9 protein-coding genes are annotated in these 14,415 nt (G+C 62.5%); all 9 read left to right on the top strand.

The window, feature by feature from the left end:
• Positions 1-87: 87 nt before the first annotated feature.
• Positions 88-1,947 (top strand): extracellular solute-binding protein, encoded by a 1,860-nt coding sequence (locus tag HKK57_RS21470; RefSeq protein WP_169390723.1) that lies wholly within the window; start codon positions 88-90, stop codon positions 1,945-1,947.
• Complete coding sequence (locus HKK57_RS21465) at positions 1,947-3,008, top strand: microcin C ABC transporter permease YejB (protein WP_169390722.1); 1,062 nt, start codon at positions 1,947-1,949, stop codon at positions 3,006-3,008. The genes HKK57_RS21470 and HKK57_RS21465 overlap by 1 nt, the downstream gene beginning before the upstream one ends.
• Positions 3,008-4,030, top strand: a complete 1,023-nt coding sequence (locus tag HKK57_RS21460; RefSeq protein WP_029293756.1) for an ABC transporter permease — start codon at positions 3,008-3,010, stop codon at positions 4,028-4,030. Before HKK57_RS21465 ends, HKK57_RS21460 begins: the two co-directional genes overlap by 1 nt.
• Positions 4,031-4,040: 10 nt before the next feature.
• Positions 4,041-5,618 (top strand): ABC transporter ATP-binding protein, encoded by a 1,578-nt coding sequence (locus tag HKK57_RS21455; RefSeq protein WP_169390721.1) that lies wholly within the window; start codon positions 4,041-4,043, stop codon positions 5,616-5,618.
• A gap of 139 nt (positions 5,619-5,757) precedes the next feature.
• Positions 5,758-7,164 carry a sigma-54 interaction domain-containing protein gene (locus HKK57_RS21450; protein ID WP_169390720.1) on the top strand — a complete coding sequence of 469 codons (1,407 nt, stop codon included), beginning with the start codon at positions 5,758-5,760 and terminating at the stop codon, positions 7,162-7,164.
• 287 nt (positions 7,165-7,451) lie between these two features.
• On the top strand, positions 7,452-8,843 hold the full coding sequence (locus HKK57_RS21445; RefSeq protein ID WP_029293751.1) for a GntP family permease: 1,392 nt from the start codon (positions 7,452-7,454) through the stop codon (positions 8,841-8,843).
• A gap of 7 nt (positions 8,844-8,850) precedes the next feature.
• The gene (locus tag HKK57_RS21440; RefSeq protein ID WP_070996113.1) at positions 8,851-9,624 is read left to right on the top strand and encodes a 3-hydroxybutyrate dehydrogenase; all 774 of its coding nucleotides are present in this window, start codon (positions 8,851-8,853) and stop codon (positions 9,622-9,624) included.
• 144 nt (positions 9,625-9,768) lie between these two features.
• Positions 9,769-11,721, top strand: a complete 1,953-nt coding sequence (locus HKK57_RS21435) for an acetoacetate--CoA ligase (protein ID WP_169390719.1) — start codon at positions 9,769-9,771, stop codon at positions 11,719-11,721.
• A gap of 144 nt (positions 11,722-11,865) precedes the next feature.
• Positions 11,866-14,415: a PAS domain-containing hybrid sensor histidine kinase/response regulator gene (locus tag HKK57_RS21430; protein ID WP_169390718.1), complete on the top strand. Its 2,550-nt coding sequence runs from the start codon at positions 11,866-11,868 to the stop codon at positions 14,413-14,415.

Genomic DNA, 14,415 nt, shown 5'->3' with positions numbered 1-14,415 from the left:
GTTTGTGTGGCAGCAGGGTGACTGGCGACCCGCACGCGGTTAGGGTACAAGTCCCCTTCCTTCTTCACCCGGCGCCCAAGGCTGATAATGCGACTGGACTTCCTCACGTTGGTTGGTTCTACCCTGGCCCTGCTGCTGGCGAGCACTGTCTCGTTCGCGGCCCCTCAACACGCACTGACTGTCTACGGCGAGCCCGCCAAGTACCCTGCCGGGTTCAGTCATTTCGACTATGTAAACCCCAATGCCCCCAAGGGCGGCAGCCTCAAGCGCTCGGCCCTCGAAGTCGGCCGCTTCGACCATGTGCTGCCGTATATCGACAAAGGCATCGGCGTCAGCCAACTGGACGGCTGGGTGTATTCGCCCCTGGCCTACCGCTCGCTGGATGAGCCCTATACCGTCTACGGCCTGGTGGCTGAAAAGATGGAGCGCGCCGAGGATGGCCTTTACCTGCGATTTTTCCTCAACCCCAAGGCGCGGTTTGCCGACGGCAAGCCGATCACCGCCCAAGATGTAAGCTACAGCTTCAACCTGCTGATGACCCAGGGCAGCCTGCGCTTTCGCACGCTGTTTGCCGACGTCAAGCGCGTCGAGGTCGAAGGCCCCTTGCAAGTGCGCTTTGACTTCTCCAGCAATCAAAACCGTACCCTGCCCCTGGATGTCGCGACCCTGCCGGTACTCCCCGAACATTGGTGGAAGAGCCGCGACTTCGCCAATGGCGGCGGTTATGAAGCACCGCTGGGCAGCGGCCCGTACAAGGTCAGCAAGATCAATTCCGGCAGCACCATCACCTTCCAGCGCGACCCCGATTGGTGGGGCAAGGACCTGCCCGTCAACCGCGGCCTGTACAACTTCGATCGCCTGAGCCTGGAATACTTCGGCGATACCGAAGTCGCCCGCCAGGTCCTGCGTGGCGGCGCCTACGACTTCAACCGTGAGTTTTCCGCCACCGGCTATTCCATCGGCTACAACGGCCCGGCCCTGGATGATGGCCGCCTGCAACGGGCGCACTTGGCCAAGGATGCGCCGCAAAACTCCCAGGGCTACGTGTTCAACCTGCAAAAACCGATGTTCCAGGACCGCCGTGTGCGCCAGGCCCTGGCCATGCTCTGGGATTTCGAGTGGGCCAACCGGCAGATGATGCGCAACCTGTACATCCGCCAGCAAAGCTACTTTTCCAACAGCCCGCTGGCCGCGACGCAACTGCCAGACGCCCAGGAGCTGGCGATTCTCGAACCCTTGCGCGGGCAAATCCCCGACGAAGTGTTCACCCAGGTGTTCAAGGCGCCCACCACCGACGGCACCGGGATGATTCGCGACAAGCAGTTGCAAGCCCTGGCCCTGCTGGAAGCAGCAGGCTGGACGCCCAAGGGCGACAAACTGGTGAATGCCGCCGGCGAGCCGCTGGAGTTCACTTTCCTCAATGTGCAAAACGGCCTCGAACGCCTGCTGCTGCCCTATAAGCGCAACCTGGCGCAGATCGGCATCACGCTGAATATCAGGCGCATCGACTCCTCGCAGTACGTCAACCGGCTGATGAGCCGCGACTACGACATGATCGTCACCGGTTTCCCTGTCACCACCTCGCCGGGCCTTGAGTTGTACAACTACTTCGGCTCAGCCGCGGCGTTCGACCGAGGCGCCAACAACTACTTCGTCCTGCAAAACCCGGCGGTCGACACCCTGATCACCGGCCTGGTGCGCGCCACCACCCAGACGCAGATGCTCAGCTACGCCCATGCCCTGGATCGGGTGCTGCAATGGAATTACTACTGGATCCCCAATTACTACCCGCCCGGCACCTCGGCGGCCTGGTGGAACCGCTTCGGCCGCCCGGCCATCGAAGCCAGCAACGACGAGGCGCTGGAATCGTGGTGGGAAGTCAGCCCGACACCCCTGACCAATGAGCAGATGAAAGCCCAACTGAGCAAGTCGCGAGGTGCCCACTGATGTTTGCCTATATCGTGCGGCGCCTGCTGCTGATCATCCCGACCCTGGTGATCATCCTGCTGGTGAACTTTGTGATCGTCCAGGCCGCGCCCGGCGGGCCGGTGGAACAGGCCATCGCCCATCTGCAAGGCATCGGCGGCGCAAGCGTCGGCGGGTCGTCCGGCGACGGCGTCAGCAGCGGCTCGCGAGCCAGCCGCGGCCTTGACCCGAAACTGATCAAGGACATCGAAAAACAATACGGCTTCGACAAACCAGCCCACGAACGCCTGTGGCTGATGCTCAAGAGCTATGCCCAACTGGACTTCGGCAACAGCTTCTTTCGCGGCGCCACAGTGACCGACCTGATCCTGGAAAAACTGCCAGTGACCGTGTCCCTCGGCCTCTGGGCGACGCTGATCACCTACCTGGTGTCGATCCCCCTGGGGATCCGCAAGGCGGTGCGCCATGGCAGCAGTTTTGATGTCTGGAGCAGTACCGCCATCGTCATCGGCTACGCGATGCCGGCGTTCCTGTTTGCGATGTTTTTGATCGTGGTCTTCGCCGGCGGCACCACCCTGAACTGGTTCCCGGTGCGCGGCCTGGTGTCGGAGAACTTCGAGCAACTGAGCACCGTTGGCAAGATCGCTGATTACTTCTGGCACCTGGTGTTGCCCGTCACTTCACTGGTGATCGGCGGGTTCGCCACCTTGACCATTCTCACCAAAAACTCGTTCCTCAATGAAATCACGCGCCAGTACGTGGTCACGGCACGGGCCAAGGGCCTGAGCGAACGGCGCGTGCTCTACGGCCATGTATTTCGCAACGCCATGCTGCTGGTGATTTCCGGAATCCCCCAGGCGTTTATCAGTGTGTTCTTCGCCGGTTCCTTGCTGATCGAAGTGATTTTCTCCCTCGACGGCCTCGGCCGCATGAGTTACGAGGCCGCCGTGTCGCGGGACTACCCAGTGGTCTTCGGCTCGCTGTTTATCTTCACCCTGTTCGGCCTCTTGATAAAACTGATCGGCGACCTCTGCTACACCGTGGTAGACCCGCGTATCGACTTCGCCGCGAGGAACGCCTGATGCTCAATCTGTCTCCCGTGGCCCGCAGGCGCTTCGAACGCTTCAAGCAAAACCGCCGCGGCTGGTGGTCGCTGTGGCTGTTTATCGGCCTGTTTATCCTGACCCTGGGTGGCGAGCTGATCGCCAACGACAAACCACTGGTGCTCAGCTACCAGGACGAACTGTACTTCCCCGTGTTCAAGCGCTACACCGAGCAGCAGTTCGGCGGGCAACTGCCGTTCCAGGCCGACTACCGCAGCGACTACGTGCAGCAACTGATCAAGAAGGACGGCGGCTGGATGCTGTTCCCGCCAATCCCCTTCAGCGATGACACGCCCAACTACGAACTGACCCGCCCTGCCCCCAGCCCGCCGTCCACGGTGAACTGGCTGGGCACCGACGACCAATCCCGGGACGTGCTGGCGCGGGTGATCTTCGGTGCGCGGGTGTCGATCCTGTTCGCCCTGGCGCTGACCGCCATCAGCGCCACCATCGGCATTGCCGCCGGCGCCTTGCAGGGCTATTACGGCGGCTGGGTCGACCTGCTCGGCCAGCGCATCCTCGAAGTGTGGTCGGGGCTGCCGGTCCTGTACCTGCTGATCATTCTCTCGGGGTTTGTCGAGCCCAACTTCTGGTGGCTGCTGGGGATCATGGCGCTGTTTTCCTGGCTGGCCCTGGTGGATGTGGTCCGCGCCGAGTTCCTGCGCGGGCGCAACCTGGAATACGTCAAAGCCGCACGCGCCCTGGGCCTGGGTGACGGCAAGATCATCCGCCGGCATATCCTGCCGAACGCAATGACGGCCACCTTGAGCTACCTGCCCTTTATCCTGACCGGGGCGATTTCCACCCTCAGCGCCCTGGATTTCCTCGGCTTCGGTATGCCGGCAGGCAGCGCGTCCCTCGGTGAATTGATCGCCCAGGGCAAGCAGAACCTGCAGGCGCCTTGGCTGGGATTGACGGCGTTTTTCACCCTGGCACTGATTCTGTCGCTGCTGGTATTTATCGGCGAGGCGTTGCGCGATGCCTTCGACCCACGTTCATGAGTGAATCCGTATGAGCGACAACCTGATCGAGATCCGCAACCTGTGCGTCGCCTTCAGCGGCCAGACCGTGGTGCGCAATCTGTCCCTGGATATCCGCCCCGGCGAGTGCCTGGCGCTGGTGGGCGAATCCGGTTCGGGCAAGTCGGTGACCGCCCATTCGATCCTGCAATTGCTGCCCCAGGCCGGTACCGCGAGCAGCGGCTCGGTGCGTTACCGCGGTCAAGAGTTGATCGGCGCCGGGCCCAGCGCCCTGCAAAAACTGCGCGGCAACCGCATCGCGATGATCTTCCAGGAGCCGATGACCTCCCTCAACCCCCTGCACAGCATCCAAAAGCAGATCGGCGAAACCCTGCTGCTGCACAAGGGCCTCGCCGGCAAAGCGGCCCAGGCTCGTATCCTCGAACTGCTGGACCTGGTGGGCATCCGTAACCCCCAGGAGCGCCTCAAGTCCTACCCCCATCAGTTGTCGGGCGGGCAGCGCCAGCGGGTGATGATTGCCATGGCCCTGGCGTGCGAGCCGGAATTGCTGATCGCCGACGAACCAACCACCGCGCTGGATGTGACGGTGCAGCGCAAGATCCTGCAGTTGCTCAAATCCTTGCAGCAACGCCTGGGCATGTCCTTGCTGTTGATCAGCCATGACCTCAACCTGGTGCGCAGCATTGCCCAGCGCGTGTGCGTGATGCAGGCCGGGGAAATTGTCGAGCAGGCCGACTGCCAAACCCTGTTCAGTGCCCCGCAACACCCCTACAGCCGCCTGTTGCTGGATGCCGAACCGGTCGGCACGGCGCTGGGCCAGGATCAACGCGAAAATGTCCTGCAGGTCGACAGCTTGAGTGTGCGCTTCCCCATCGGTGGCGGGCTGTTCCAACGCAAGCAGTACCTGCAGGCGGTGGACGGCATCAGCCTGGACCTGCAACGGGGCAAGACCTTGGGTATCGTCGGCGAGTCCGGCTCCGGCAAGTCCACCCTGGGCCAGGCGATCCTGCGCCTGCTGGACTCCAGCGGCAGCATCCGCTTCCAGGGCGAGGCCCTCGATGGCCTGAGCCAGAAGCAGATGCGGCCCTGGCGCAAGCAGATGCAGGTGGTATTCCAAGACCCCTACGGCAGCCTCAGCCCGCGCATGTCTGTGCACCAGATCATCAGCGAAGGCTTGGAGGTACACGCACCCTGCAGCGTGCAGGAGCGTGACGCGCAGGTGATCAAGGTGCTGCAGGATGTGGGCCTCGACCCGGCCAGCCGCTATCGGTACCCCCACGAATTTTCCGGTGGCCAGCGCCAGCGCATCGCCATTGCCCGCGCGCTGGTGCTACGCCCGGCCTTGATGCTGCTGGACGAACCCACCTCGGCCCTGGACCGCACCGTGCAAAAACAAGTCGTGACGCTGCTGCGTGAACTGCAGGAAAAGTACGGCCTGACCTACCTGTTTATCAGCCATGACCTGGCCGTGGTACGGGCCATGGCCCACGATATGATCGTGATCAAGGACGGCAAGGTGGTCGAACGCGGCCCGAGCGCTGAGGTGTTCGACTCACCACAACATCCCTACACCCAAGAACTGCTCGCAGCCACACAACTGCCCTTGTAGGAGCGAGCTTGCTCGCGAAGATCGTTAACGATAACGCGAAAAGCCTGCCACCCCGAGGCGTCCTCAGGTTTTTCGCGAGCAAGCTCGCGCCTACAAGGGGCGGCGTGATCCTATTCACCTTTTTATTGGCGGCGCCAGCATGAACACCAGCGAAAGCCTCAAGGACTACCAGCACGTTCGCGGCCTGGCGATCCAGTCCCTGTTCGAAATCATCGAGCAGTCCAGCGAAGGCACTGTGATTGTCGACCGCGACGCCAATATCGTGTGGATGAACGAGCGCTACGCCAAGCGCTTTGGCCTGAAAAGCGCTGACCAGGCCATCGGCCAACCCTGCGAACAGGTCATTTCCAACAGCCTGCTGCGCCAGGTGGTACGCAGTGACCAACCGATCCTCCTGGATATCCAGGACACGCCCAAAGGCCCGCTGGTGGTGATGCGCCTGCCGATCCACGATGATGCCGGCAAGGTGATCGGCGCCATCGGCTTTGCCCTGTTCGATGAGTTACGCAACCTCTCGCCGATGATCGAGCGCTACCTGAGCATGCAACAGGAACTGGCCTCGACCCGTTCGCTGCTGCGCTCACGCCAGAGCAAATACAACTTTGCGCACTTTATCGGCACCAGCGCCGCCAGCCTGGAAGTCAAGCGCCGCGCTAGGCGCAGTGCGAGCGCCGAGTCACCGGTGTTGCTGCTGGGCGAGACCGGCACCGGCAAGGAGCTGCTGGCCCAGGCCATCCATGGTGCCTCGCCACGCGCCAATAAAGCCTTTGTCAGCATCAACAGCGCCGCCATCCCCCACGACCTATTGGAAGCCGAGTTCTTCGGCACCGCACCCGGCGCATTTACCGGTGCCGACCGCAAGGGCCGCCCCGGCAAACTGCAAATCGCCCAGGGCGGGACGTTGTTTCTCGATGAAATCGGCGACATGCCCTTGCCCCTGCAAAGCAAACTGCTGCGGGTGTTGCAGGAAAAAGAGTTTGAGCCGGTGGGCTCCAACGAGATGATCCACAGCGACGTGCGCGTGATCGCCGCGACCTCCACCGACCTGGAAGCCGCGATCAAGCGCGGCGAATTTCGCGCCGACTTGTACTACCGCCTCAACGTGTTGCCGATCCAGGTCCCGCCCCTGCGCGAACGCCTGGATGACATCCCGGCGTTGAGTGAAGCGATCCTTGAAGAACTGCGCAGCCAGCATGAACTGGACCGCGAAGCCCTGGCGTTGCTGGCCCAGCATGCCTGGCCGGGGAACATCCGCGAATTGCGCAACGTGCTGGAGCGGGCCGCCTTGCTCAGTGATGATCTGGTGCTGGATGCGCGGGAGATTCGCGCAGCAATCGGTACGTTCAGCCCGGTGGAACGCGATGCCGTGGCACCCGTTGAAGTCGAAACCTTCAGCATGGCGCGGGAGCGCTTTGACCGGCAGTTGATCGCTGCAGCATTGCGCCAGTGCGAGGGTAATGTGGTGGAGGCGGCCAAGCGGCTGGGGCTGGGGCGCTCGACGCTGTACAAGAAAATGGTGGCGTTGGGCATCGCCAAATCTCAATAAAGAGACACACATCTCAAACAAAAGACAATCCCATTGTGGGAGCGGGCTTGCTCGCGAAAGCGGCCTATCAGCAACAAAATCATTGGCTGACACACCGCTTTCGCGAGCAAGCCCGCTCCCACATTGGAACTTCGTTTGTCTTGATATAGAGACAAGACTCGAAAACCAATCACAAAAATCTTTAATTATCCTTATATATCAATGAGTTACAAACCTGGCACAATTCCCGCTATAGCCCCTTCCTACAGCTTTACCCCACAACAATAACAATCCGATGGAGACACACCATGAGTGTGATCATTGCCCTGGCGGCGCTCGCGCTGCTGATGCTGGCTGCCTACCGTGGCTACAGCGTCATCCTGTTTGCCCCCATCGCCGCCCTCGGCGCCGTCCTGCTCACCGACCCTTCCGCCGTAGCCCCTGCGTTTACCGGGGTGTTCATGGAAAAAATGGTCGGTTTTATCAAACTGTATTTCCCGGTGTTCCTGCTCGGCGCGGTGTTCGGCAAGTTGATCGAGCTGTCGGGCTTTTCGCGCTCGATCGTGGCAGCGGCCATCCGCTTGCTCGGCACCCGCCAAGCGATGCTGGTGATCGTGCTGGTCTGCGCCCTGCTGACTTACGGCGGCGTGTCGCTGTTCGTGGTGGTGTTTGCGGTGTACCCGTTTGCCGCCGAGATGTTCCGCCAGAGCAATATCCCCAAGCGCCTGATCCCGGCGACCATCGCCCTGGGCGCGTTCTCGTTCACCATGGACGCCCTGCCCGGCACGCCGCAGATCCAGAACATCATCCCCAGCACGTTCTTCAACACCACCGCCTGGGCCGCGCCCTGGCTGGGCTTGATCGGCACGATCTTTGTGTTCTGCGCCGGCATGCTGTACCTGGCACGCCAGCGCAACAAGGCCCAGCGTGCCGGTGAAGGCTATGGCACCGACTTGCGCAACGAGCCGGAAACCGCCGAAGACCTGAGCCTGCCCAACCCGTGGATCGCCCTGTCACCGTTGATTCTGGTGGGGGTGATGAACCTGCTGTTCACCCACTGGATCCCACAGTGGTATGGCAAGACCCACAGCCTCGCGCTGCCGGGCATGAGTGCGCCGGTCACCACGGAAATCGCCAAGCTCACCGCCATCTGGGCGGTGCAGGCCGCGTTGCTGGTGGGGATCATCATGGTCCTGGTGTTCGGCTTTTCGGCGATCAAGAGCAAGCTGGCCGAAGGCAGTAAGAGCGCCGTCAGCGGCGCCCTGTTGGCGGCGATGAACACCGCCTCGGAATACGGCTTCGGAGCCGTCATCGCCTCGCTGCCGGGGTTCCTGGTATTGGCCGACTGGCTCAAGGGCATCCCCAACCCGCTGGTCAACGAAGCGATTACCGTGACCCTGCTGGCCGGTATCACCGGCTCTGCCTCCGGCGGCATGAGCATCGCCCTGGCGGCGATGTCCGAGAGCTTTATTTCGGCAGCCCATGCAGCCAATATCCCCCTGGAAGTGCTGCACCGCGTCGCAGCCATGGCCAGCGGCGGCATGGACACCCTGCCGCACAATGGCGCGGTGATCACCCTGCTGGCGGTCACCGGGCTGACCCACCGCGAAGCCTACAAGGATATTTTCGGCATCACGATCATCAAGACCCTCGCGGTGTTCGTGGTGATCGGTACTTTCTACGCCACCGGCATTGTGTGAGGTTTTCATGACGACATTGAACGGCAAGACCGCCCTGGTCACCGGCTCCACCAGCGGCATCGGCCTGGGCATTGCCCTGAGCCTGGCCAAGGCCGGCGCCAACCTGATCCTCAACGGTTTCGGCGATGCCAGCGCGGTGATCGCCCAGGTGCAAGCCTTTGGCGGCAAGGTCGGCCACCACCCGGCCGATGTCAGCGACCCGGCGCAGATCGCCGAGATGGTCGCCTACGCCGAGCGCGAGTTCGGCGGTATCGACATCCTGGTCAACAACGCGGGCATCCAGCATGTGGCGGCGGTAGAGGACTTTCCAGTGGAGCGCTGGGATTCGATCATCGCCATCAACCTTTCATCGGTGTTCCACAGCACGCGCCTGAGCCTGCCGGGCATGAAGGCCAAGGGCTGGGGGCGGATCATCAATATCGCCTCGGTACACGGCCAGGTCGGCTCGGTGGGCAAGGCGGCGTATGTCGCAGCCAAACACGGCGTGATCGGCCTGACCAAGGTCGTGGGCCTGGAAACCGCCACCAGCAATGTGACCTGCAACGCCATCTGCCCCGGCTGGGTGCTGACGCCGCTGGTGCAAAAACAGATCGATGATCGCATCGCCGCAGGCGTTGACCCGCAGCAGGCCCAGCATGACCTGCTGGCCGAGAAGCAGCCGTCATTGGAATTCGTGACCCCATCGCAACTGGGCGAACTGGTCCTGTTCCTGTGCAGCGAGGCCGGCAGCCAGGTGCGTGGCGCGGCGTGGAATATCGATGGCGGTTGGCTGGCCCAATAACCCAAACACCGCAAATCCCCTGTGGGAGCTGGCTTGCCTGCGATAGCGGTGGGCCAGCCACCGCCGCTATCGCAGGCAAGCCAGCTCCCACAGTTTGGATGTGTGGTGCCTGGCAGATTTCATACAAGAACAAGAGAGTGCGCCATGTCCGACATCCTCTGGCAACCCAGCCCGGAACGCATCCACAACACCCGGATGGACCAGTTCCGGCGCTTTATCAATGATCGCCACGCGTTGCAGATCAACGATTACCCCACCCTGCACCAATGGAGCATCGATCAGCGCCCGGCCTTCTGGGCGGCGATTGTCGAGTTCTTCGAGGTGCAGTTCCGTACGCCGCCCAGCACCGTGCTGGTGGAAGGCGCACAGATGCCCAGTGCCCAGTGGTTCCCCGGCGCTACCCTGAACTTTGCCGAGCACCTGCTACGTCGCCGCGACGACCATCCCGCCGTAGTCGCCATCGGCGAAGACGGCCAGCGCGAACAATTGACCTATGCCGAACTGGCTCGCCACGTCGCCGGCCTGCAGCGCAGCCTGCAAGCGGCCGGCGTGGGCGTGGGCGACCGGGTGGCGGCGTGCATGCCCAATACCTGGCAAACCCTGGTAGGCATGCTCGCTACCACCAGCCTGGGGGCGATCTGGTCTTGCTCCTCGCCGGACTTTGGCACCCAAGGGGTGATCGATCGCTTCGGCCAGATCGAACCCAAGGTGCTGATCACCTGCGCCGGTTATCGCTACGCGGGCAAGCTGATCGACCAGAGCGCCAAGCTCAATGAAATCCTCGACCGCCTGCCGTCCCTGCAACAACTGATCATCGTGCCCTACGCCCGGCCCGAAGCGCGTGTCGACGACTACCAGACCCAGGCCGAAGTAACCCTGTGGGGTGACTTCTACCGCCCAGGCGGCGAACCGCAGTTTGCCGCCGTACCCTTCGACCATCCGCTGTACATCCTCTACTCCAGCGGCACCACCGGCGTGCCCAAGTGCATCATCCACGGCACCGGCGGCGTGCTGCTGACCCACCTCAAGGAGCACGGCCTGCACGCCGACCTGTCGCGCGACGACTGCCTGTTCTACTACACCACCTGCGGCTGGATGATGTGGAACTGGCTGGTCTCGGTATTGGCCATTGGCGCCACGGCGGTGCTGTATGACGGCTCGCCGTTTCACCCCGGGCCAGAGCGTCTGATTGACCTGATCGACCAGGAGCGCATCAGCGTGTTCGGCACCAGCCCGAAATTCCTCGCCACCCTGGAAAAGGCCGGCCTGCAACCACGCCTCAGTCACGACCTGGGCAGCCTCAAGGGCCTGATCTCGACCGGCTCGCCGCTCTCGCCCCAGAGCTACGACTATGTGTACCGCGAGATCAAGCAGGAGCTGTGTCTGTCGTCGATGTCGGGGGGCACCGATATCGTCTCCTGCTTCGTGATCGGCAACCCCGTGTTGCCGGTAAGGCGCGGCGAGATGCAATGCAAGAGCCTGGCGATGGCAATCGAAGTGTGGGACGACCAGGGCCGCCCACTGATTGGCGACAAAGGCGAACTGGTGTGTACCCGGCACTTCCCCGCCATGCCCATCGGGCTATGGAATGACCCTCACGGGGACAAGCTGCGCGCCTCGTATTTCAACCAGTTCCCCGGCGTGTGGGCCCAGGGCGACTATGCCGAACAACGGCCCAATGGCAGCCTGCTGATCCATGGCCGTTCGGATGCGGTGCTCAACCCGGGGGGCGTACGCATCGGCACGGCGGAGATTTACCGCCAGGTAGAAAAAGTCCCGCAGGTCCTGGAAAGCCTGGCCATCGGTCAACGCTGGCAGGACGATGTGCGCGTGGTGCTGTTTGTGCGCCTCAATGACGGCGAGCACCTGGACGCCGCCCTGGAACAGCAGATCCGCGAGGTGATCCGTGCCAACACCACGCCGCGCCACGTGCCGGCAAAAATCCTCGGCGTCAGTGATATTCCGCGCACCATCAGCGGCAAGGTCGTCGAGCTTGCGGTAAGAAACGTCGTGCACGGGGAACCGGTGAAAAACACCGATGCCCTGGCCAACCCCGAAGCCCTGGAGCAGTTTCGCAACCGGCCGGAGCTGGGATAAAAAGATGAAAGGTTTCAGCGTCCATGCACTCATTTGAAGATAAACCCCTCAAGCATGCTATTTTTCGAGGGGTAGTCAGCCGTTTCCGCAGCACGGGATAATCGGCTTCTGTCATTCTTCAAGCGTTACGCGCGGGACACTTACATGAACGGATCACCCACCGGCAGCCAGGCCGCGGCCCTGATCGCACGGCTGGACTGGGCCACAAGCCCCCTCGGTGATGCCAGCCACTGGCCGCAAAGCCTGCGCACGGCAATCGATATTGTCATCCACTCGCCGATGCCAATGTTGTTGCTGTGGGGCGACGAACTCACGCAAATCTACAACGACGGGTTTGCCCTGCTGGCCGGCAACAAACACCCCCAGGCTTTCGGCCAGCCGACACACGCGGTCTGGCCGGAGCTGCAACACTTCACCGCGCCGATCTACAGCGCCGTATTGACCGGCCAGGTGCGCACCTTCAGCGAGCAGCGTTTTGTCCTGCAGCGCAACCACCGCGATACGGAAATCTGGCTGGACCTGACCTACAGCCCGATCCGCGACGAACGTGGCCGGGTTGCCGGGATCCTGGTGACCGCCATTGAAACCAACGAACGCCGGCAACTGGCCGAGGAGCTGCAGCAACGTTCCGAAGCCAGTCTCAAGGCCCAGCACAACACCGAGCAACGCTTGCAACTGGCCCTGGCCGCCACCGACGCGGTGGGCACCTGGGACTGGGATATCAGCGAAGACAACTTTATCGCCGACAGCCATTTTGCCCAGCTGCATGGGGTCGATCCGCTCAACGCCCACCAATTGCCCATCAGCGACTACCTGCAAGGCGTGCACCCGGAAGACCGTGGCATGGTGGCGCGCAGCATCAAGCATTGCATTACCCATGGCACCGAATACGCCGAGGAATATCGCCTGCTTCAGGCCGACGGCCAGGTACGCTGGGTGTTTGCCCGTGGCCGCTGCTACAAGGATCATCATGGCCGGCCGGTGCGCTTTCTCGGCGCAGCGCTGGACCTGACCGAACGCAAGCACACCGAACAGGCCCTGCGCCAGAGCCAGACCGAGCTGCAACTGATCATCAACGCCATGCCCGTGCTGATCGGCTATGTCGACCACGAAGAACGCTTTCGCCTGAACAACAGCGCCTACCTCGACTGGTACGGCCTGACCCCGCAAGAACTGTATGGCAAGAGCATTCGCGAAGTGATCGGCGCCGAAGTGTATGCCGGGCGCGCCGATAAAATCGCCGCCGCGCTCAAGGGCAAGGCCTGCAGCTTCATCACCATCTCCCCCCATCGCGATGGCCGGCCCCGGCACGCACTGATGAAGTACCTGCCGCGCTTCAGCGCCGATGGCTCGGTCAATGGCTTCTACATCTTTGTGATCGACGAGACCGAGCGCAAACTCACCGAAGAGGCCCTGCGCCATCTCAACGATAACCTCGAAGAGCGCGTGGCCCAGCGCACCCAGGCCCTGGCCGAGGCCAACCAGCGCCTGCAAAACGAGATGTTCGAGCGTGAGCGCGCCGAAGACGCGTTGCGCCATGCGCAAAAAATGGAAGCGGTCGGCCAGCTTACCGGCGGTATCGCCCACGACTTCAACAATATGCTCACCGGGATCATTGGCAGCCTGGACCTGATGCAACGCTACATCGCTGCCGGGCGCAGCGATGAGATCGGTCGTTTCACCGATGCCGCCGTGTCCTCGGCCCATCGTGCGGCCGCCCTGACCCACCGCCTGCTAGCCTTCTCCCGGCGCCAGTCGCTGGATCGACGGCCACTGGACCCCAATCAGTTGGTGGCGTCCCTGGAAGAACTGTTCCGGCGTACCAAAGGCGCCCATATCGACCTCAAGGTAAAACTGGGCAACGACATCTGGCCGGTCAACACCGACGCCAGCCAACTGGAAAATGCCCTGCTCAACCTGGTGATCAACGCCCGCGACGCCATGCCCGATGGCGGGCAACTGAGCATCGAGACAGCCAACAGCTACCTCGACGGCACCGATATCACCACCCTGGAACCGGTCAAGGCCGGCGACTACGTGATGCTCGGCGTATGCGACAACGGCGCCGGCATGACCCCGAAAATCCTGGCCAAGGCCTTCGACCCGTTCTTCACCACCAAGCCCATCGGCCAGGGCACCGGGCTGGGGTTGTCGATGATTTATGGCTTTGCCCAGCAATCCGGCGGCCACGTCACGATCCATAGCGAGCCGGGCCGAGGCACCTGTGTGCGCTTGTACCTGCCGCGCCTGCACGGCACCGCACTGGAAAAACCCCAGCCCCAGAGCCCGATGGAAGCTCCAGTGGCGCGCGATGGCGAAGCCGTGGTGGTGGTCGAGGACGATGCGGCGGTGCGCATGCTGGTGATCAACCTGCTCGATGAGCTGGGCTACACCGCCCACCAGGCCGCAGATGCGCGAGCGGCGCTGCCGTTGCTCGAATCCGATCTGCGGGTGGATTTGCTGGTGACCGATGTCGGCCTGCCCGGCATGAACGGTCGGCAACTGGCGGAAATCGCCCGCCAGCAACGCCCCGAGCTCAAGGTACTGTTCATGACCGGCTACGCCGAAACCGCCGCCGAACGCCAGGGTTTCCTGGAAGACGGCATGGACATGGTGGCCAAGCCATTTTCTATCGACCAGTTGGCCACAAAAATCCGCAGCATGATCGGCGTCAAAGGCCAAGTTGATGCATAA

Source organism: Pseudomonas sp. ADAK21, from assembly GCF_012935735.1.
Lineage (GTDB): Bacteria > Pseudomonadota > Gammaproteobacteria > Pseudomonadales > Pseudomonadaceae > Aquipseudomonas > Aquipseudomonas proteolytica.
This window is presented reverse-complemented; position numbering and strand designations above follow the sequence as displayed.